Here is a 19,483-nt window from a genome sequence, read left to right as displayed (position 1 = left end):
CATGGAATTCATTAACTGAAGCAAGATTTTCTATTCCAATCAATTGCAGACCCAAATTTTGAGCTGTCTCAGAATCAATGGGGTGGTCACAAATCAGTTGTTTGATTGTTGAAAAGTTTTTATTGAGCTATTTAAATTATGTTTGGATTCTTTGTGTTTTTCGTTTTTTGCGTGGTGCTCTTCTTGCTGCTTAGTCGCAAGCAAGTTCAGAAAGATTCTGCTTGGTGGGTCGAGATTGTTACCTCCCAGCCTAAAGGCACATATTACTTTGGTCCTTTCAGCAATGTTGAAGAAGCCAATCACGCTCAATCTGGGTATGTGGAAGATCTAGAGGGAGAAGGCAGTAAGGTCATTGCAGTCCAGGTGAAATGGTGCCAGCCTAAAGAACTGACGATTGTGGAAGAAGAACAGTTGACTTATAGCTAGGCGATCGCCTACTCACCGCCTACTCGAACAGCGCAGGCAGACTGGGTGGACGCAAAAACAATTGCGTGAAGTAGTAGCTGTCTCCCTGCTGCCAAACTCCCACCCCTGTCTCGCTATATGGGGCAGTGAGGATGTTTTCTCGGTGGCTCGGGCTTTCCATCCACCCTTTAACAGCCACAGGTCCAGGGTTGGGAATATTGACGCTCTTAAATAAGTTCTCACCCACGATCCAATAAATAATGCCTGCGGCTTGAACTCGTTGCCCAACATTGCGGCCATCGGGTCCAGTGTGGCTAAAAAAGTTTTTCTCGGCCATGAGGCGACTGTAATCGCGAGCGACCTGAGCCAAACGGTCATTGCTTTGGAGCGGTTTTAACCCCTGTTCCTGCCGAATTTCATTAATGCGTTGCCGTACTGTTGCCTCCATCTCCGCGATCGCAGGCGACTGAACCGTGGCAGATTGAGAATCGGGGGACGGAGACGCAGAGGAAGCTGTAGGTAACTGAGTCGGAAAACTAGAGGGCAATGGCAAGTTGGGAAGTACTTGATTCAGCGACTCGCAGCCCATCAAGTTCAGGGCGATCGCCCCACCCATGAGCCAGATAGGTAATTTGTTAATGACCATTGGCCTATGCCATTCAGTATGTTCCAGCAGCTTACTCATCAGTTCTTGGAGAAACAGTGCAAAGATTACGCGCCAATCCCTGCCCCTGCTGTAAGGCGGCTCCCAGCCTGGGAGCGGAATGCGGCTAACTTCAAATTTGTTGAGGTTTTCGTTTTGGCTCACCTATCCCCAGAAGGAGATTCGGTCTAGGTGGTTGCCAGCAGGTTCATAATGGCGCTCCTAGTCGGCAAAGCCGTTTGCGCCCCAAACCCGGTCGTGGCGATCGCTGCGGCGGCATTGGCAAAGCGCCCTGCCTCGGACCAAGGTTGATTCTCGGCTAGGGCAACCGCGATCGCTGCTGCAAAAGCATCTCCTGCTCCCGTCGCATCAATGCTCTGCACAGGCACTGTGGGCAACCAACATTCTCCCTCGGGCCAAATCAGCAAATTCCCCGCATCGCCTGCTTGCACTGCCACGGCTCCCACACCTCGTTGCAGTAAGATACCAGCCGCTTGACGTGCCGAATCTGGATCTGTCACTTTAACGCCAGTAATCACTTCTGCCTCTGAGGAGTTGGGGCGAATCAAATCAACTGCTTGCAGCAGCTCGTTGGCTAGTGGTACCGCAGGAGCGGGATCAAGCACTGTCCGTGCCCCTGCTTCCCGACCTAAGCGAAACGCTGCCTGCACCACCTCTAAAGGAGCTTCTAGTTGGGCCAGGACAACCTTAGTCGAGGCGATCGCGGCTTGGGCTGCTTCTACATCCGCAACTGCTAACTGATGATTCGCTCCAGGCGCGGTCAAAATCTGCTTTTCGCCGCCCTGCCCCACCATAATCAGCGCTACTCCAGTAGCAGCTTGCTCATCTTGCACCACATAGCTTGTGTCAACGCCCTGAGCTTGTAGATTAGCCATCAACGCCTGGCCCTGCTCATCTTTGCCAATGCGGGCCACGAAAGCAACACGAGCGCCTAAACGTGCCACCGCTACAGCTTGATTGGCTCCCTTGCCGCCGGGTGCAGCTAGAAAAGTTTCGCCTTGAATTGTTTCGCCAGGTAGGGGGAGTTTAGGGCCTCGAATCAAGTAGTCACTGTTGGCGCTCCCCACAACCACAATGTCCCAAGTCGTTGTTTGTGTCATGGTTGCTCCCTCGTGCCCAAACCATCAACCCGATTGTCATGACTCTATGAACGCTGCCTACTGCGGCTGTGGTCTGCCGTAGTTATGCCCAGTAAACCACTGCTAATTGAATTCTAGGAGCCAGCAACGTAGTCCCTGGGATAGGCGACAAAAATTATTTCTTTAGTCCAAGATGAAAACGTTATCGCTTTGGAGGTGGTTTTTAGTGTGATTTCCCCTTGGCGAAGTCCGCTCCCGTTGGAAGAGTACACAGCCAGTCAAGTTGTTGTCTACTTTTATAGCGGCAGATGGATTCCAATCATGTTTTGTCGTTTGGCAGAGGCGATCGCACTGCATCATAGAGCCTCATCATCGGGCAAAGAGCTATTCATCTTTCCCCCAGAGGTCAATCCTAGCGACTCCTCCCACTCACTCCACTGACTCATCCAGAGTTTCACTAGGCGATCGCTCTAGTTAGTAGGCACTTTTCTAATTGTCTTTCTTTGAATTTAATAAAAAATTTATCTTTGTCAGCATCAGGCAGCTATCTATCTAGAGATAGAATCAACCACTCAATCAAGTTGGAAAAGTGCCAAAAGACCAAAAAACAATGCCACCGCTTGCCTGAAGACGGTGGCTTTAATTATGGGGCTTGGGAACTTTTTTAGGAGCTTGCTAGATTGCAGGTCAAGTTATCGCAGAGTAAAGAACTAAACCAGGGCTGGAGCAGCTTGCTGTTTTTGTTGGGCCAGTTCTAGCAGGCGCTTGATGCGCTCCTCGGTTGGAGGGTGAGTGCGGAAAAGCGACTGTAACCCTTGAGCTGAAAGGGGATTAATAATAAGCAGCGGAGATAGGGCAGGATTGCCGTTCATGGGAATTTGTAAACCGATCTTTTCTAGCTTTTCTAAGGCGCTAGCTAAAGCCGTTGGGTTCCCAGTAATTTCCGCTGAACCTTGGTCGGCAGCAAATTCTCTAGTTCGAGAAATAGCGAACTGAATTAGACCTGCGGCCAATGGAGCCAAAATAATCAAGAACAAAATGGCAAATGGGTTGCCACCCCGGCGAGTGTCACGAGTCACAGGGCCGTACAAAGCACCAAACGTGAGAATGCGACCCAGAAAGGTAATGGCTCCAGCCAGAGTCCCTGCTACGGCTTGAGTCAGGGTGTCTCGGTTACGCACGTGAGTCAGTTCGTGGGCAATGACGCCTTCGAGTTCTTCGCGTGAGAGCAAGTCAATAATGCCCTGGGTCACCGCGATCGCCGAATGCTCTGGATCACGGCCTGTCGCAAAAGCGTTGGGTGATTGAGTTGGCACCAGAAACAACTTCGGCATGGGGATCTCGGCGCGATCGCTTAGCGAAGCTACCATGTCGAACAGTTCTGGAGCTTCCTCACGGGCTAAAGGCTGTGCTTGATAGGCAGCCAGAGCAGCTTTATCGGAATAGTACCAAGAGCTAAAACTGGTAAAGGCGGCAATGCCTAAGCCTAAATAAAGTCCTTGCTCATCACCGACCAGATAATAAGCGCCTAAAACAATCAGTCCGCTCAGCAACCCCAGTAGAGCTGCTGTCTTGATTTGATTCGCCCCAACCATAGTTTTCTACCAATCGTTTTGAAAAAATTACTTGAGAGTTGTTTTTAAGGTGTCAAATTTTTGTCCCTTTCAGTCTCTATCAAGTGAGAGAAACCTGCCTCTTCCGGCAGTACGGTACTGCGCCACTATGCGATTGCTTCAATGTCAAAGTTTACCTAGTACCACTAGAGGCATTGCGATCGCAGTGGAAGATTAACCGCGACACCTACAAGCGTGGCTATACAGAAGACCAAACCAGATTTTGAATCAACGGAATCCTGATCCCACCCCTGCGATCAGCTTAGAACTCGATCGCGATATGGGAAGACCTGTCGATGTGCTTCAAGTCGCAGGCCACGCAAGCACAGGTCTATGATTTAGAAAAAATTCTGTGTCACGAAATGCCTCATTTTCGGCATGTCTGCAATCGAGACGTTAACCCTAAGTTGGGCAAGATTGGAGGGACAACAGGAGAAATGTTACGAAGTAACCCCTTAGCGCTAACTCAACTGTTAATTGCCTATCACATGCTGGTTGCAGTTCAGGGGTATTAAGCCATCACATACTTTCATCAATTGAGCTGGCTATCAAAGGCTGCCACTCGATGGAGTTGGGTAAAAGCATCCAATACAATCGTTTTCTGTTCTGGAGTTAAACCAGAAAGCGTCTCAACCCACAGCTGTAGTAGGTCCTTGCGGCTAATACTATTGGGCACGATAGACATGCTAAAAGCTCCCGATCGCTTCTTGTCCTAGCATGCCCAAATTTACCAGATGTTGCCTGAGTCAGATTGCGGAAGTTATAAAACTCTTTTTATGTCCATGTTGCTATGTCTTAGGTAGAAGCCACATAGTCTAAGAACGTTTGTGCATTCGAGCCAATATAGCTTTGCCAGCTTCTCGCTTGACTCCAGCCACCAACTCTAAGGGACCCCTGACCAGCGAAGAGTTGAGCTTATCAATGCTGATGCCATGTGCTACCCACTGTTCCTCATTGGCATCCTCCGCTAAGGCAGAATAAACCACGCGCTTAATTCCCACAAACGAAATAGCTGACAAGCACATCAAACAAGGCTCTAAGGTGACGTAGATGCTCAGGTCTGCTTTTTCCTCTGCGCTCATTTGGCTTAAGCGTCTAGCAGCTTGGCGTAGCACCGTCATCTCACCATGAGCGGTCATGTCGCCGGTCTCTTCAAATGTGTTGTGTCCTAAAGCCAGAATTTCACCCCGCCATAAAATCAAGGCTCCTACCCCTGCCTTGCCTTGATCGATCGCTCGGTTGGCTTCTTCCAAGACCTTATCGATCATCTGTTCATCTAGATCTGTGGGAGCGTGCAGATTGGCTGACTTTAACTCCTCTGGTGGCATCGAATATTGAGTGGTCACTGACAGGCTCCTAAGTCGGTTTAATCAAGTAGAGATAAAAATGGCGATAGATAGCTAAATAGCGATGAAGTAGCGATCGCGCTTCTTTTACTCAAACCTAGTTGCCATGAAAGCACTTCGGTCTCTAGGCGGAAGTTCCTAACCAGAGTGTTTTCAGTCTCAAGATTGATAGACAGGCTAATTAGGCACCAAGGGCTGAGTAGCCACTAGCTAACACTTAGCGTATTTTTGACCTCTCCTCGGTCACCCTCCTATGTAAGTTGAGCTGCCTGAATCGGGATAACTGGGAAGATAATGGTTGAGGGTGCAAACGTTTCTATGACCTACTGCCTCAGGGTTGCCGATTTACCCACGAATGAACGCCCGCGCGAGCGACTCCTGATCCAAGGGGCTAAGGGTTTATCTACAGCGGAATTGTTAGCCATTTTGCTGGGGACAGGGCAGGGGCCAGGAAAGTTATCAGCGATCGGCTTAGGACAATACATTTTGCAAGAACTCAGCCAGCATCAGCGTGACCCCCTGGAAGTGCTGCGCGATGTGAATGCGCTGGATCTGACCAAAATCTCTGGCATTGGTCCAGCCAAGGCAACCACAATTTTGGCCGCGATCGAGTTAGGCAAGCGAGCCTTTCAATCTCGCCCTGCGGAGCGCACCGTGATCGACAGTCCTGAATCTGCTGCCGCTGCCCTCAGCCACGAATTGATGTGGCAGCACCAAGAACGCTTTGCAGTGTTGCTTCTCGATGTGAAGCATCGCTTGCTGGGGACACAGGTAATCACCATAGGCACTGCCACCGAAACTTTAGCCCACCCTAGAGATATTTTTCGCGAAGTGATTCGCCAAGGTGCAACTCGCGTAATTGTGGCTCATAACCATCCTTCGGGTAGCACCGAACCCAGCACAGAGGATATTACTTTGACTCGCCAACTGCTGATGGGAGCACAGTTCTTAGCGATTCCTTTGCTAGATCACTTAATCATTGGCAATGGCGACCACCGTAGCCTTCGACAGACCACAGCGCTTTGGGACGAATACCCGCAAGGCATTTAATTCTTACCGCTCTTATTGTTCCTACCCCCTGCCTGTGCTAAATTAGGAGTCCGCGGGCGATTAGCACAGTGGTAGCGCACTTCCTTCACACGGAAGGGGGATTTGTAAGGAAAATTACGCTAAAACGCTGAAATCCCTTCGCCGCAAAGCTTTTGCCATAGCACTTAGTCATTAAATTCTTCAGTAAAGTAGCTTCAAACCTCGGCATCTTGCATAAAACCTGCATAAAGCAGCGCAAGAGGCATGAGGGAAATAAAAGTCAGAGATAACAACGGACGTTGCCTAATTCGCTTCAGCTATCAAGGCAAGCCGTACAGTATTACGCAAGGCAATTCCTACGACAAAGCAGCGGTCAAGGCGGCGGAACAGCTAGCTAGGCAAATTTATCTGGATTGCTTAAGTGGAAATTTTGATGCCACCTTAGTCAAGTACAAGCCTCAAGCTAGGGAAGAGTTAACAAGTGCTCCTAACTTAGCAAGAAGCCTTGAAACACGCCTAAAAGCTAAATATAACGATGCAGATAAGGCTTTACTAGCTTTGCTCACCCATTACAGCAAGCCAATCAAGAGCGTTAAAGAGGCTCAACAGTTTATCAATTGGCTCGAAAACGAGCGCAAAATAGCACCTAGCTCTATTCAGCGTTACCTAAATACGCTCAAAGCAGTCGCTAAGGAGTGCTTCAGCGGCATCAACGTCAAAGTGCCTGCTAAGCCAATGCCTAAGCCTTTCAGTAAGGACGAGGTAGCAGCTATCTTGGCAGAGTTTAAGACTAATCGTTATTACAGCCACTATCACGACTACGTTTACTTCCTCTTTCTGACAGGCTGTAGGACTTCTGAAGCGATTGGTGTTCGATGGCAAGACGTTGATTTTGCTAGAGATGAAATTGCAGTATACGAGTCTCTAGGGCGTTGTCGTGGCTCTAGCTCAAAAAGGGAGCGCAAAACTACTAAAACCAACAAGTCTAGGGTGATCCCCTGCAAAAATACCTTGAAAACTATGCTGCTAGCTAGAAAAGCTGTGGATACTCAGCCTAATGAGCTGGTGTTTACAAGTCCTAAAGGATTAGCCATCGACGACCACAACTTTAGTCAGCGTTGTTGGAAAGCAATCCTGTCTAGGCTAGACATTGAATATAGGACTCCATACACGACCAGACACACTTTTATTTCGCACTGCTTAGAGGCTGGTATGAATCCCGTTTCAGTGGCAAAAGTCACAGGCCATGACGTTAAGACAATGTTTGACCATTACGCAGGCGTGATCAATAAGGTAGAGATTCCAGAATTGTTTTAGGTTACGCAGTCTTAAGACATTGGGAGGTACTAGTCGCAAAGCTCATCAAGAATTATTAAGAAATTGTTTGGTCTAGCCTTATTCCTGGTTATCGGTATTACAGTGTAAGTCTTAAATAAATACAGCAAGCCGAGAACAAGCCTAGCCACTCGGTAAGCATAATAGGATCTGAACAAGCCGCGAGAAAGCATTACAGATAGCCAATCGGACAGGCGTAGGGTTGCTGTGTTCGTTTTACTCATTTTTACTTGTCAGATCTACAGAGATAAGTAAGGATGGCAAACAACCGTGTAGAGCGGTTAGCAACCAAGTCTTATAAATTTCACCCTATTCCCTTGGTTTTTGTCGAGGGAGCAGGGACAAAAGAATAGGCCAAGGACTGAAAGCGAGTTACAGCCAATTTTCAAGAGAGGCAGATAGTTTCTGCATCAAGTAACGGTAGCTAGACTGTTAACTTTGCTATGGGATAAGTGTGGGCGAATACGGTGTTTAGTTTGTTTATCTTTTGGGTTTGTGAATCATTCCCTTAGCCACCCCTAACATCACCTATCTAGCTTGCCAACCTATCTTGGCGTGTAGTGCTACAACAAGAAATCGCTAATTGAGTACACGACTACAGTCAGCCGCTAGCAAAAAGCTTGAGACAAGATTAAGTGTTGCGAAGTTTCAAACTTGCTTAGATAGCAACACAGTTGAGCTTACCTTAAACGCTTTAGTTACCTTCGAAAATAAAGGTTAATACAGCGCTCAACATGGTAACTATGGGTTGCTTGTAAAACAAAATTTGACCAGAGCACTGAGCAGAGATCTCTTACAGAGTAGACTGCTTTATTTAACTGAAGTCTTTGCTGATTTACTTTAGCTAGTTTTAACCAAGCGATGGAAAGCAAGCTATTTAAGTAAGTTTAATAGTGGCATCTTCTTGCAAAAGGGGAGCTGTATAAGCACAAACAGCTAGCTACAAAATAATGGCTTTCGGTAATATCAAAAGCCAAGAAAGTTTCATACTGAAAATGATGTAAATCAGAAAAAAAAGAATGGGATTACTAAAAGAAAATGGTGTTACCACAACCTTCCTTGATTGCAACAGAGTTACGAGAAAAATACAATAAGCAGCTAGCTTGGAATGTTAATAGTCAATCTTGGTATAGCTATAGCACTAGCCATAAAGGAGTTTGGAGCATTGAACCTCACGAATTAATTCAAAGGATGATTCAAGCTGAATTAGATAGCAAACCAGTCACGGCCACCAGATATGGGTCTAGTTACGTAAGCAGTATCCTAAACCTCTTAAAGGCGTATCTAGCTATCAGGACATGGGATGAACAGACAGAACTAATTCCTCTACTTAATGGAGTTTTAGATGTTGATAAAAAACAGCTCTTGCCGCATTCGCCTACCTATCTTTTCACGTGGTGTTTACCCTACGAATACGACCCGATAGCTACTTGTGAGCCTATCCAGGCATGGTTATTAGAAGCCATGAATGGTGAGCAATCGATAGTAGAGTTACTTCGTGCCTACTTAAACACAATTATTCTGAGTCGAGTAGATCTTCAAAGGTACTTGGAGTGTATTGGACCTGGTGGAACTGGCAAGAGTACTTATACGCGGCTAGCAGTAGCGTTAGTAGGAAGGAGAAATACTTTTACTACTGAGCTTAAGCAACTAGAGCAAAATCGCTTTGAGTCGGCAGCGATATACGGTAAACGTTTAGTACTGATAACTGATTCTGAACGTTATGGTGGGCAAGTTTCTAAGCTCAAAGCTTTAACAGGTCAAGACCTTATTCGTTATGAGCGTAAGAATCAGCAGCAGGGTGATGGCTTTGCATCACAAGCGATGGTTCTAATAGCAGCCAATGAAGCAATCCAAAGTAACGACTACACTTCTGGCTTACAACGCCGTCGTCTCTCAGTACCTTTTACCCATGTACCTGAAACACCCAGGGATCTGCTAAGCCTAACAGACGGTAATCCGTCTGGTGAATTTGCACCTTATCTACCTGGTTTACTGAACTGGGTACTAGAAATGCCAAAGGAGCAAGTAACCAAGCTGATTGTAAATGCTGAAAGCTCAGTGCCTAGATTAGCTGCGATGAAAGCTAAGATGCTGTGCGACACAAATCCAATAGCAGATTGGGTAGATCACCGCGTTATCCATAAGCCAGAAACAAAAACCTATGTAGGAGACAAGAATCTAGACAAGTCCAAATACTTGTACTCAAACTATGTTTCCTACTGTCATTCAATGAGAAAAAATCCAGTAGCAGGAAATCGATTTTCTTCATTGCTAGAGGATTTATGCCGTCATCAGCTCAAGTTAGCTGGAGTTGAAAAAGCTAGAGATAGAAACGGTGCTCATTTTGTGAACTTAAAACTAAGAGAGCCTGATGATTCTGAACTCTCTCCGATTACAAGGCAACTGTTTAGTGATGGCACTGTGACAGAAGGGTGACAGCTCAACCCCTTTCTAGTGACGAATGTGACGGGTGTGACGGGTTATCTCATACTGAAGTAAATCTAGCTAGAGCTATATAGTACTAAAGTAGAGAATTGCCCATCACAAGCATCACAAGAGGCTGAAAGCTTTGCTACAGGGGAAAAACAGCCATCACAAGATGCATCACCTATCATCAAAAGCCATCACAGTGCTCATTGATCAAGAATGGTAGGAATCAACCCCTACCATTTTTGATTCGATGGCAAAGTTTGCTAGCTGTCAGGGGAAAACTAATCCTGTTATTTGGCCTATCTAAAATCAAATGCAGAGAATTAGCTTTGAGAATACTTATCCATCGACAGAAAATTACTGGCGTTCAATTATTCTCTTTGGGAATAACGTTGCATCGTACAAGTTTGCTCTAGCTAAATCTCTATTGGAGTTTGCTCAGGCAGGTAAGACGTTTGTTTCGTTGGAGGAACTTGCTATTCCTTACTCTCACCACCTAGCTGAGCACTTAAAGATTTCAGATAAGCAAACTACTTCTTCATCCAGCCAATTTTTAGAAGCTTGCCGAAAGTTTAATGCAGGAACAGTGTCTAAGCAGCAAATGCTTGATGCAACGGTAAAGCTTGGCTTTAATAACGTAATTGATGCGTTTCACAACGTAAACAAGGCTGAGATCCCTACTCGCTTCTATATAGATGAGCGGAGTCAGTCTCGTAAGGGAATCTCTTTAACTGATGAGTTGCTTAGCCTTATTAAACATTATCAGTATCAAAACCTGCCTCATGAAGTAGAGGCTCGATGGCGCTTAGTTGAAACCGCATGGCAGCTTAATATTTCCCGTAATCTTATAGTGGTGTCTTACGATGAGCAAGACGGTTTACTGTTTATGCAAAACCGCTCACATCGTAGGACAACAGTTACTTCATGTAGAAATGCGCTAAACGGTTATCAGAAAGGCAAGTGCTTTTACTGCTTCGCTGACATTTCTGTAGATGAGAGATCACCAAACTTAGCCCATGTAGATCACTTCTTTCCCCATACACTTAAGCAATTTGAATTTATTGGTATTGTCGATGGGGTTTGGAACTTAGTACTTGCCTGCCAAAGTTGTAATTTGCGTAAATCTTCATGCGTACCACACCTAAATTACTTAAGTAGGCTACATACTAGAAATGAGTTTTTGATCAGTAGCCATCACCCATTACGAGAAACACTAATTAGTCAAACTGGCAAGGCAGAGGCTGATAGAGCTAGATTCTTGAAAAGTGGTGACCACGAAGCACTAAGTAGATTGATTCATCGATGGCAAGCAGATTTTGAGTATGCACCAGCCTTTTGATACTAGTAACTCAACGATAGAGTACTACAACAAAAATGCGCTCAGTTACTATGAGCAAACAGTTAACATTGACATGAGCGATATATATGAACCGTTCTTAGAATTAATTCCTAAAGGTGGGCATATCTTAGACGCTGGTTGCGGTTCTGGGCGCGATACAAAAGAGTTTTTGTGTCGAGGGTATAAGGTTACTGCGATTGATGCATCTGAGGCTATGGTAAAGCTCAGTTCTCAGTTGACAGGGCAAAAAACACTTCACATGAGGTTTCAAGAGCTAGCCTTCGATAAACAATTTGATGGTATTTGGGCTTGTGCATCTCTTTTACACATACCTCGTGATAAAATCAATGGACTAATTCAGCATTTTTCTGAAACCTTGAATCAAAAAGGTATATGGTATCTATCCTTTAAATTGGGAGATGGAGAACATTTTATAAACAATCGTTTTTTTAGTTTTTACAGTGAAGAGCTAATAGCAATTATCCTATCCCAATATTCACACTTAAAGATTCAAAAAATTTGGCAAACTTCGAATTCCCAAACAGATAATTTTCCACAGAAATGGCTCAATGTTTTACTTGCTAAACAAGCAAGCCAAGACTAGATCAATCTTTGTAATTCTTAGCCAAATTAAATATGGAAGCTATCAGAATTAAAAATTTACGGAATCTGCAAAATACAGGTTTTATAAAAGTAAAGCCTGTTACCTTCCTCCTAGGAAGTAATAGCTCAGGTAAAAGTACTTTTCTGCGCTCTTTTCCTTTAATGAAGCAAAGTGTAGCCACTAGAACTACAGGTCCAATACTATGGTATGGAGATCTTGTGGATTTCGGTGGTTTTAATGAAGCGTTAAACAACAAGAGTTCTGCAAGAGAAATATGCTTCGGTTATCACTTCAAACTTCCAAAATCCTCCCCTAATGATGACCATAGTCACAACCGTTATTTATTTTATAGAGCAGTAACATTAATAGAAGATGTAGACATAGAAATTGAATTAAAAATGACAACAGAGGAGAAACGTAAGAACACTACAATATGTAAAGGAATTGAAATATTGGCCGCAGGTCATAAGATTTCAATTGAAATTGATTTGTCTGGAGAAGTTACTGAGTTTAAAGTTAATGAAAGCAATATTTTGAATCGAGGTATACGATTAAAAGCAGATCAGGCCAACGGGTTTCTACCGCAAATATTCAGGTTGGGTGATGAAGATGAAACCATAGATGCTTCTTATTATTCCTCCAGTTATTATATTAGAAATAAATCAATTCATATAAATGATTTAAAAGAGATAGTCCAAAAGTTAGTACACCATAAAACAAGTCAAGAACAGCTAGGATTTTTAATCAAAGGCTTTGGTCTAGGCTCTTCAAAAGCTATGCTGGCTAGTATGAAGAGTACAAATAGAGGTGGAAAAACATGGAAGAAGAAAATTGAAGAATGGAGTGAAGATAGTGATGACTTTAAGTGCCTAAGGGATTTAATAATTGCAAATTTTTTATTAAGTATAATGCTGGTTTGTGATGATTATTTGTCTTATTTCTCACGTAACGTAAGCTATATAGGACCAGTTCGAGCTACAGCAGAGCGTTACTATCGCTCTCAAGACTTAGCTGTTGGTGAGGTTGATTCTCAAGGCAAAAACCTTGCCATGTTTATTAGAAATTTAACAGAGGCTGAAAGAAGGGATTTTGCGACGTGGACTGAAAAGCATTTTGGTTTTTCGGTATCTGTTCGTCCTTCTGGTGATCATGTTTCACTAAGAATTCAGGAAGGGGGTATGAGCTCCGGAATCAATTTAGCTGATACAGGTTTCGGTTTCTCTCAAATCCTTCCGATTTTGACTCAGTTATGGTGGTTAGGAAGAAAACCCAATAGGTCTGGGGTCCGCTCACGATATCCAATTACTTTTGCAATAGAACAACCTGAACTGCATTTACATCCAAAGCTTCAGGCACTTCTAGCGGACTCTTTTATCGCAGCTATCAACACAGCGAAAAGCTCAAGTCTTGATCTACGACTAATTATTGAAACTCATAGTGAAACTCTTATTAATAGAATGGGGCATCGCATCGCAAACGGTGATTTTGATAAAGACAATGTTAACGTTGTTCTTTTTGATAAGCAAAAATCAAACGAGCCTGTAAGTATAAGAACTGCTTCATATGATGAAGAAGGATTTTTGGATAATTGGCCTCTAGGCTTTTTTGAACCTGACATGATCTAAAAGACCATAATGCTTCTAGTACTTGATCCATCTTTAATTAGTGGAATTAATCAAAATTTGAATGTTGTGGATGCCTTGGATCTCATAGCTGATGCTAGAAGATTGGGTAAGCACATGGTTTTTGGTCAAAGAGAGGTTATTAAATTTTTAGTCAACTGTGAGCAGCTTTCAATGAGAGCTCGCAGCGTTTATCGGAAGCTTTATGAGGACTTGCCGACTACTAAAGAGTATTTAAATAGAATCAATTTATCCGTAGAAATTGTGTTTGAGGACACGCTAGAAGTTTTAGAGACAGAAAAATCTAAAGTAATTAGAGCTTCATTTAAATATTTCACTGATTTCTCAATCCTTGATAAAACGATTCTTCTTGCAGAAGACCATGACGATATTTTGCTCTATCATCGGATAGTAAATGCTTACTTGAAGTGGAATAACTGGAGTGGTGTTTCTATTAAGTTTGATGCTAGAAGCGGTGGTGGTCGAAATACTGATAAAGCCTTTAATATTATACAAGGTTCAAAGGAAAGGTTTTGTCTTTGCCTACTTGATAGTGATAGAGAGACGCCGAAATCTAGTGTAGGTGATACTGCGGCAAGTGTGCTTAAAATTAATGATAAGAATCAACCTTTATGTGATGCTATTGCAATTGGTGTTCGAGCAGTTGAAAACTTAGTTCCAACGTCAATCTATAGGAAAGTTTTTAGCCATGATCCTAATAAGAAAACCGCTCTTTTGTTTCTTGATACCTTAGAAAGCTCGCAATTTTTGGAGTCCAGGATTTACCTGGATTTCAAGAAGGACTTAAAGCTAGAAAAGATTCTAAAGGAACCTCCTAATACGGAATTTAGAAAATATTGGATTAACTTTGCAAGGGAGTTTAGTAGTGGAAATATGCAAATATCATCAACCTGCTTAGAGCAACAAGTCTGTGCCCAACCCTCATCATGTCAATGTTGTGTCACTTTAGGATTGGGAACTCGCATTATAAAGAAAGTTGAGAGTACATATAGTAATAGAGATATAAGCGATATGGTTTGTGACAACTTGAAACCAGAATGGGAAAAAATAGGATATTTAATAGTGTCTTGGTGCTGCGCTTCGTCTCAGCTATCTACAATTGGTGCATCATCATAGCGTTCAGGTAAAGAAACAATTTCAGTATAAGACTCTAGAAGACTAAGATGTGCTTAAAATCACACTCTCAGCTCATTTATAATAGATAATAGTCTTCAATTACGCCTTCATCTTAAAAATTGAGTTTGTCTATTTTGAATATCTTTAAAGTATATTTCTAGTAAAACTCATAGATATTAGCAGTATGCAATCATTATACTGTTTGACTATTGACATCCAGAAAAAATGTTGATGGGTGCATAAATAGGCTCTAAAACTTTAATACTTACCTAGTTTCCTCTAGACATTATCTTTAAAGAAACCAACACCCAGAAGCTATCATTGTTGCTATGGAGTAAGTACTACTCTTATTAAGATGGTTTTCACTATTATTTTCGATGGTTGCCAACAATGAGGAGTAAATAGTGATGGCTAGTAAATCAGGCGATGTGCTTGAGTTAGTCTTAGCAACATCCAAGTTCGTTAGATCAGTGTGGAGTCTAGTTAGAGAACTGAGAGGTAACGGTAAGCACTAAGATCCAGTTCAGTCATTAGTCCAGCAATGATGCTAGAGGTTTGTGGCTTCGTCACTGAGAGTTAAAGAAGGAATAAGTCTCCTATGCAATTCTTCAGGCAAAACCTGATACAATAGCTCTCTATGGGTTAAGCAAGGTGCGGTATACAGGCATACAACTTGCATACCTCTTGCATAAAAGAAACTTGCATAGACCGACAACCCAGTCCGCGGGCGATTAGCGCAACGGTAGCGCACTTCCTTCACACGGAAGGGGTCACTGGTTCGAATCCAGTATCGCCCATCAGTCTCTCTAAACCCACTGTGTAGTCATTCAGAAAAGGTAAGGGAACCGTAGGTTAACTGCCATGACCACGATTACCCAAAAGTTTAGCTTTGCAGACTATCTCGCTTATGACGATGGTACAGGAACCCGTTATGACCTCGTCGAAGGGGAGTTAAGCTCTAACAAGTCGGCAGATTATCGGGCTAAGTACAGCGAGTATAGTGTTTTAGAAATTCCTGAATATTGGATTGTTGATCCGTTAGAGGCAAAGGTAACGATCTGCCAGTTGAATGAAGGTCGTTATGATGAGGCAGTCTTTACCGATGAATCTATCATTCAGTCTCCAACGTTTCCCGCTTTGAAGCTAACGGTTGCTCAGGTTTTGGCAGCGTAGTGATTGCAGTTTGAGAGGGCGATCGCACTTCAACTCAACAAGCTCGACACCTCAAAATGTTGGCTTGGGCATAACCTTTGGCTTTGCGATCGCGATTGTAACTGAGGGTTGAATCAGCAACCTCAACGAGCAGGTAAATATGCGATGCTACTCATCAACTTATCTCAGCACCCACCATTAGAGACTTCTAAGGAATAGAAATCACTCATTTGGGTGTTATTCAATCTAATTACTCACCTATGTTGAAAAAATAATTAATACATGAATCTTTCATAGGTGAAGCTGATAGAAATTCTTTGCACATTTCTAAATACTTGGGCGGAAAAACTTAATTCCTGTTTGTAGGTTACTGATGTAAGCGACCAAACAAAAATCAAGCCTACATCAGGAGAAGTAATCATGGAAGTATCGACTTTTGAACTATTAGTCAAAGCGATCGCACCTCGCAAGCCTTCTAACCCTGTCACAGATGAAGTTGCACGTCGAGTTGTTCAGGGCTATTTCCTAACAGTAACCAACTTAGAAACCGAAGATCTCAAGCTCCAGATTGAGTTTTACATCAGCTTGCCAACCAAAGCGAATCCTAATCCCAAGCCCAGACTGCTAGAAGCGAATACCATTTTGGTTTATGACATCGCTTTTGACCCCAATATCAAATTGGATGTTAAGCGTGTTGATACAGGCAACAAGAAGGTAGGAAAGTATATCGGTGAGTTTGATTTGCCTGCGGGTCAAACTGCCTCGGTGCAACTTCTGCCAGATCTCGCTAATGGCATTCTTGGCAATCCTGATCCGCAACTCGAAATTCGGGGTTATGCCGCTCTGGTTAATGTCACACCTTCTAAGAACAAAGCACCTGTAAAAGTGCTACTCAGCCCAGAAATTCGCGGCACCTTCTTGCCTAATGCGCTTGAACCTGGCAAGCCTTTGGACTTTGATCAAATTGCTTATGCGCTGCCTCTGGCTAGTGGAAAAGCTCTTAACTCGATCGAGTATGCAGACTCTAAAGACAAGCCCAAAGAATCCTAGAAATAGAGCGATCGCAGCTGAGAGTTCCTGAATTTCGTCAATAGCAGAGTAACGCTTGAATTTGGCTACTGACTAACCGATTTTATCATCTTTCTAGTCAGTAGCCTTCTACTTAAAAAGCCTCTTAATTAAGGGGCCAAATTTTCATGCTTGAGTTTTGATTTCTTCTGAAATGAGAGGTTGTTTGGATGCAAGCTGAGTTTAAGTTTCAACCTATTTCTTTTAGTTGGGTGGCACTGCATCCTGAGCCAAAAGGTGTGGTTCAGTTTATTGGAGGCGCTTTCTTTGGAACTTTTCCAACTATTTTCTATCGCTACTTCTTAAGAAAATTATTTGAGGAAGGCTATACGATTGTGGCTTTGCCTTTTCGGTTTAGTTTTCGGCATTGGTCGATCGCTGCTAGTTTATTTGCCGAGCAAAATACGTTACGTACAGAATTAACTGCATTGGCCCAACGCTACGGCTATCAACACAAGATTTATCAAGAAAATTCTAAATATTCTTGGGTGGGACATAGCTTGGGTTGCAAGTATGTGGCGCTATTGGAATTTTTGAGCGGCGATCGCTGGCAAGAAGTGGTGCAGCAGTGTGTCAACGCCAAAGAAGCGGCCCGGATTGAGCGCGCGATCGCCGAGATTGTGCCACCAGAGAAGATTTCGATTAAAGGTCAGCCTTCCTTGCTACTAGCCCCTGACATCAGCGATACCGAAAGCGCCATTCCCATCCGGGCTGTGGCTCGTTGGCTAGACAAGCTCAAGTTGGGGGTACTGCCTACTCGCGAACAAACTCAATGCTGCGTTGCGTCTAGCAGCCTGTTTAACCTGACGGCTCTGATTTCTTTCAAAAACGATACGGTCGCAGGAAATCTAGGAGATAAAGACAGAAGCGAAGAAATCCAGAAAAACAGCGATGTCTTATGGTTCTTTCGGCAGCTCCAGAAGCGCCCACTGTCGTTACTGTGCAAGGAGTTACCTGGCAAACATCTAGAGCCAGTAGGGGTGCAAGTAGGGCCGTATGTGGTTGATTTGAATCCCTTAGACAAATTTATCGAACCGATCGCTCAACGTTGGTTAGAGAGAGTGGCGATCGAGTTTCTCAGCGAGTTGCGGCGACGAGAGCAGAACCTGCCTTAAAGACGGATGCCAGCAAGCCTACTCATACAAGCCACAGAAGCTTGGGATCGCGCTATTGAGCCGCAGAATCTAAGATACAAATAATTCGATCTTTGCGGCTATAACTCTAAATAGGCGTAATCCATCGGGGAACGTTAGCAAGCTACTTTAGATTCAGTCACTCACCTAGGGATGGACGAAAGATTGATGAACTAAGGGTGCAAAAGCTCAACAAGTTCCGAGGGTAGGCAGTACAGGCAGAGGGGCACAGTGAATGGAATTGACGACAGCCTTAAAAGGGCAGACAGTGCGGAATGCAGTGCGAGAAGTTGGCATCAACCCTGACTATTGGTATGCGGTCGGCTGGGCTAATAAGCTGAAGCCGAATGAGGTGATGCCCGTCAAGATTTGGCAGCAAGCGATCGCGGTTTATCGAGATGCCACAAGCCAGCTCCATGCCCTAGAAGATGCCTGCCCCCATAAAGGTGTAGCGCTGCACAAAGGTAAAGTGCATGGCACTAATTTGGCTTGTCGCTATCACGGCTGGGAGTTTGATGACCAAGGGGACTGCGTAAAAATTCCTTATTTCCCCCCTGAACAAAAATTACCCTGTGCTCAAGCCCGCAGCTACCCCATTCAAGAAAAGTACAACATCATTTGGATTTTTCCCGGTGATCCAGCTCTGGCAGCTACTTGTTCTCCGCCGGAGATTCGAGAGTTTGATCACCCCGACTTTTTCATGGTGCCAGTCACCGGACACTTTAAATCTCATTTCTCTATCTGCAACGAAAACTCAATGGATGTATTTCATGGGTTTTTACATGAAAATTTGCAGGGTTGGTTCGACCCCATCTTGACCAGCTTGCGAGAAACTGAGAATAGCGTCTGTGCCGACTATCGGGTGTCTTACAAAGGCAAGCTGGCGAAATTTTTGGGCTTAGCCGAGGAAGCTGAGCAGGTGACGACCAAAACCGTTTCAGTAGAATATCGTTATCCGCACTATCAAAGCTCGTTGGAGGGCGTTTCTAGCCTCTATCTGATGCGATTGCCGATGGGCCCTACAGAAAGCGCTTCCTTTGCCTTGTTCTTTCTGCGTGTGAAGTTGCCCAAGTGGTTTTTGCGATCGCTGGAGCCTGTGCTACAACCCTTGCTGGAGCAGCACGTGTTCATGAAATTTCTCAATCAAGATATTGAGATGATGGAGAGTGAGCAGCGTCGTTACCTGGATAATCCACAACGTCGCTATGTGGAAGTAAACCCAGCCATCATTGCAGTTCAACGATTAATTGTCCGGCAGTACGAGCAATTTGTGCAAAAATCTAGTCAATCACCAGATCCCGAAAGTGGGAACTCAGACAAGCTTGTTTCTTTCTCTAAGGCTATGGCTTCTAGCCCAGCCGAACTAACTACAGAAAGCCCAGTCGGATGAAGGCAACTATACCAGCCGTTCCTCAAACAGATGTAATCCGGAACTGTACTCTAGCCTCTACCCAGGACTTTGGGTCACAAACAAGTTGGTTGCATGAAGTAGTCCAGACGCTCTGGATTCCTTGCATTTGGTGT

20 protein-coding genes and 1 tRNA gene are annotated in these 19,483 nt (G+C 44.1%); 16 read left to right on the top strand and 5 right to left on the bottom strand.

Annotated features, from left to right (window positions below; genetic code table 11):
• Positions 1–138: 138 nt before the first annotated feature.
• Positions 139–426, top strand: a complete 288-nt coding sequence (locus tag NDA01_RS15275; RefSeq protein ID WP_190557371.1) for a DUF1816 domain-containing protein — start codon at positions 139–141, stop codon at positions 424–426.
• A gap of 19 nt (positions 427–445) precedes the next feature.
• Here NDA01_RS15275 and NDA01_RS15270 read toward each other — a convergent pair whose 3' ends face one another.
• Both NDA01_RS15270 and rbsK read right to left on the bottom strand, forming a co-directional pair.
• Entirely contained in the window at positions 446–1,051 is a 606-nt protein-coding gene (locus NDA01_RS15270; RefSeq protein WP_348228596.1) for a CAP domain-containing protein, read from the bottom strand.
• A gap of 185 nt (positions 1,052–1,236) precedes the next feature.
• A complete protein-coding gene (rbsK, locus tag NDA01_RS15265) occupies positions 1,237–2,169 on the bottom strand; it encodes a ribokinase (RefSeq protein ID WP_348228595.1) in 933 nt (310 codons plus the stop codon).
• Between the two features lie 207 nt (positions 2,170–2,376).
• Between rbsK and NDA01_RS15260 the strand changes: the two genes are divergently transcribed.
• The gene (locus NDA01_RS15260) at positions 2,377–2,589 is read left to right on the top strand and encodes a hypothetical protein (RefSeq protein WP_190557375.1); all 213 of its coding nucleotides are present in this window, start codon (positions 2,377–2,379) and stop codon (positions 2,587–2,589) included.
• Positions 2,590–2,858: 269 nt separating this feature from the next.
• Here the strand turns inward: NDA01_RS15260 and NDA01_RS15255 are convergent, their stop codons facing one another.
• A complete protein-coding gene (locus NDA01_RS15255) occupies positions 2,859–3,743 on the bottom strand; it encodes a M48 family metalloprotease (protein ID WP_190432449.1) in 885 nt (294 codons plus the stop codon).
• An 83-nt stretch (positions 3,744–3,826) separates the two neighbouring features.
• Here NDA01_RS15255 and NDA01_RS31930 point away from each other — a divergent pair, with 83 nt between their 5' ends.
• Positions 3,827–3,988 carry a hypothetical protein gene (locus NDA01_RS31930; protein ID WP_431193416.1) on the top strand — a complete coding sequence of 54 codons (162 nt, stop codon included), beginning with the start codon at positions 3,827–3,829 and terminating at the stop codon, positions 3,986–3,988.
• A 69-nt stretch (positions 3,989–4,057) separates the two neighbouring features.
• Positions 4,058–4,276, top strand: a complete 219-nt coding sequence (locus tag NDA01_RS31925; protein ID WP_431193415.1) for a hypothetical protein — start codon at positions 4,058–4,060, stop codon at positions 4,274–4,276.
• A 17-nt stretch (positions 4,277–4,293) separates the two neighbouring features.
• On the opposite strand, the gene NDA01_RS15245 is transcribed toward NDA01_RS31925, so the two are convergent.
• Positions 4,294–4,446: a hypothetical protein gene (locus tag NDA01_RS15245; RefSeq protein ID WP_190432454.1), complete on the bottom strand. Its 153-nt coding sequence runs from the start codon at positions 4,444–4,446 to the stop codon at positions 4,294–4,296.
• Positions 4,447–4,576: 130 nt separating this feature from the next.
• Positions 4,577–5,107: a deaminase gene (locus tag NDA01_RS15240; RefSeq protein ID WP_199295892.1), complete on the bottom strand. Its 531-nt coding sequence runs from the start codon at positions 5,105–5,107 to the stop codon at positions 4,577–4,579.
• A 318-nt stretch (positions 5,108–5,425) separates the two neighbouring features.
• On the opposite strand from NDA01_RS15240, the gene radC reads away from it, so the two are divergent.
• From radC to NDA01_RS15180, 12 genes are all read left to right on the top strand, one after another.
• Positions 5,426–6,157 carry a RadC family protein gene (gene radC, locus NDA01_RS15235; protein ID WP_190432456.1) on the top strand — a complete coding sequence of 244 codons (732 nt, stop codon included), beginning with the start codon at positions 5,426–5,428 and terminating at the stop codon, positions 6,155–6,157.
• 243 nt (positions 6,158–6,400) lie between these two features.
• Positions 6,401–7,453, top strand: coding sequence for a tyrosine-type recombinase/integrase (locus NDA01_RS15230; RefSeq protein ID WP_348228594.1), 1,053 nt, complete (start codon positions 6,401–6,403; stop codon positions 7,451–7,453).
• A gap of 1,056 nt (positions 7,454–8,509) precedes the next feature.
• Complete coding sequence (locus NDA01_RS15225) at positions 8,510–9,910, top strand: DNA primase family protein (RefSeq protein WP_348228593.1); 1,401 nt, start codon at positions 8,510–8,512, stop codon at positions 9,908–9,910.
• Positions 9,911–10,217: 307 nt separating this feature from the next.
• The gene (locus NDA01_RS15220; protein ID WP_348228592.1) at positions 10,218–11,243 is read left to right on the top strand and encodes an HNH endonuclease family protein; all 1,026 of its coding nucleotides are present in this window, start codon (positions 10,218–10,220) and stop codon (positions 11,241–11,243) included.
• The gene (locus tag NDA01_RS15215; protein WP_348228591.1) at positions 11,227–11,847 is read left to right on the top strand and encodes a class I SAM-dependent methyltransferase; all 621 of its coding nucleotides are present in this window, start codon (positions 11,227–11,229) and stop codon (positions 11,845–11,847) included. Before NDA01_RS15220 ends, NDA01_RS15215 begins: the two co-directional genes overlap by 17 nt.
• Before the next feature lie 32 nt (positions 11,848–11,879).
• On the top strand, positions 11,880–13,472 hold the full coding sequence (locus NDA01_RS15210) for an AAA family ATPase (RefSeq protein WP_348228590.1): 1,593 nt from the start codon (positions 11,880–11,882) through the stop codon (positions 13,470–13,472).
• Positions 13,473–13,481: 9 nt separating this feature from the next.
• A complete protein-coding gene (locus NDA01_RS15205; protein WP_348228589.1) occupies positions 13,482–14,606 on the top strand; it encodes a hypothetical protein in 1,125 nt (374 codons plus the stop codon).
• Positions 14,607–15,331: 725 nt separating this feature from the next.
• A tRNA-Val gene (locus NDA01_RS15200) sits at positions 15,332–15,403 on the top strand.
• A 64-nt stretch (positions 15,404–15,467) separates the two neighbouring features.
• Positions 15,468–15,779 (top strand): Uma2 family endonuclease, encoded by a 312-nt coding sequence (locus NDA01_RS15195; protein ID WP_348228588.1) that lies wholly within the window; start codon positions 15,468–15,470, stop codon positions 15,777–15,779.
• A gap of 399 nt (positions 15,780–16,178) precedes the next feature.
• Positions 16,179–16,808 (top strand): hypothetical protein, encoded by a 630-nt coding sequence (locus tag NDA01_RS15190; RefSeq protein WP_348228587.1) that lies wholly within the window; start codon positions 16,179–16,181, stop codon positions 16,806–16,808.
• 188 nt (positions 16,809–16,996) lie between these two features.
• Entirely contained in the window at positions 16,997–17,941 is a 945-nt protein-coding gene (locus tag NDA01_RS15185) for a DUF1350 family protein (protein WP_348228586.1), read from the top strand.
• A gap of 253 nt (positions 17,942–18,194) precedes the next feature.
• A complete protein-coding gene (locus tag NDA01_RS15180) occupies positions 18,195–19,349 on the top strand; it encodes an aromatic ring-hydroxylating dioxygenase subunit alpha (protein ID WP_348228585.1) in 1,155 nt (384 codons plus the stop codon).
• Positions 19,350–19,483: the final 134 nt, after the last annotated feature.

It is taken from the genome of Trichocoleus desertorum AS-A10 (assembly GCF_039962155.1).
Lineage (GTDB): Bacteria > Cyanobacteriota > Cyanobacteriia > FACHB-46 > FACHB-46 > Trichocoleus.
This window is presented reverse-complemented; position numbering and strand designations above follow the sequence as displayed.

Coding starts and splice junctions, on each gene's coding strand:
- NDA01_RS15220 (WP_348228592.1), top strand. CDS start 10,218: ATGCAGAGAATTAGCTTTGAGAATACTTATCCATCGACAGAAAATTAC.
- NDA01_RS15195 (WP_348228588.1), top strand. CDS start 15,468: ATGACCACGATTACCCAAAAGTTTAGCTTTGCAGACTATCTCGCTTAT.
- NDA01_RS15190 (WP_348228587.1), top strand. CDS start 16,179: ATGGAAGTATCGACTTTTGAACTATTAGTCAAAGCGATCGCACCTCGC.
- NDA01_RS15275 (WP_190557371.1), top strand. CDS start 139: ATGTTTGGATTCTTTGTGTTTTTCGTTTTTTGCGTGGTGCTCTTCTTG.
- NDA01_RS15270 (WP_348228596.1), bottom strand. CDS start 1,051: ATGGTCATTAACAAATTACCTATCTGGCTCATGGGTGGGGCGATCGCC.
- NDA01_RS15245 (WP_190432454.1), bottom strand. CDS start 4,446: ATGTCTATCGTGCCCAATAGTATTAGCCGCAAGGACCTACTACAGCTG.
- rbsK (WP_348228595.1), bottom strand. CDS start 2,169: ATGACACAAACAACGACTTGGGACATTGTGGTTGTGGGGAGCGCCAAC.
- NDA01_RS15225 (WP_348228593.1), top strand. CDS start 8,510: ATGGTGTTACCACAACCTTCCTTGATTGCAACAGAGTTACGAGAAAAA.
- NDA01_RS15230 (WP_348228594.1), top strand. CDS start 6,401: ATGAGGGAAATAAAAGTCAGAGATAACAACGGACGTTGCCTAATTCGC.
- NDA01_RS15255 (WP_190432449.1), bottom strand. CDS start 3,743: ATGGTTGGGGCGAATCAAATCAAGACAGCAGCTCTACTGGGGTTGCTG.
- NDA01_RS15185 (WP_348228586.1), top strand. CDS start 16,997: ATGCAAGCTGAGTTTAAGTTTCAACCTATTTCTTTTAGTTGGGTGGCA.
- NDA01_RS15180 (WP_348228585.1), top strand. CDS start 18,195: ATGGAATTGACGACAGCCTTAAAAGGGCAGACAGTGCGGAATGCAGTG.
- NDA01_RS15205 (WP_348228589.1), top strand. CDS start 13,482: ATGCTTCTAGTACTTGATCCATCTTTAATTAGTGGAATTAATCAAAAT.
- NDA01_RS15215 (WP_348228591.1), top strand. CDS start 11,227: ATGCACCAGCCTTTTGATACTAGTAACTCAACGATAGAGTACTACAAC.
- NDA01_RS31925 (WP_431193415.1), top strand. CDS start 4,058: ATGTGCTTCAAGTCGCAGGCCACGCAAGCACAGGTCTATGATTTAGAA.
- NDA01_RS15210 (WP_348228590.1), top strand. CDS start 11,880: ATGGAAGCTATCAGAATTAAAAATTTACGGAATCTGCAAAATACAGGT.
- radC (WP_190432456.1), top strand. CDS start 5,426: ATGACCTACTGCCTCAGGGTTGCCGATTTACCCACGAATGAACGCCCG.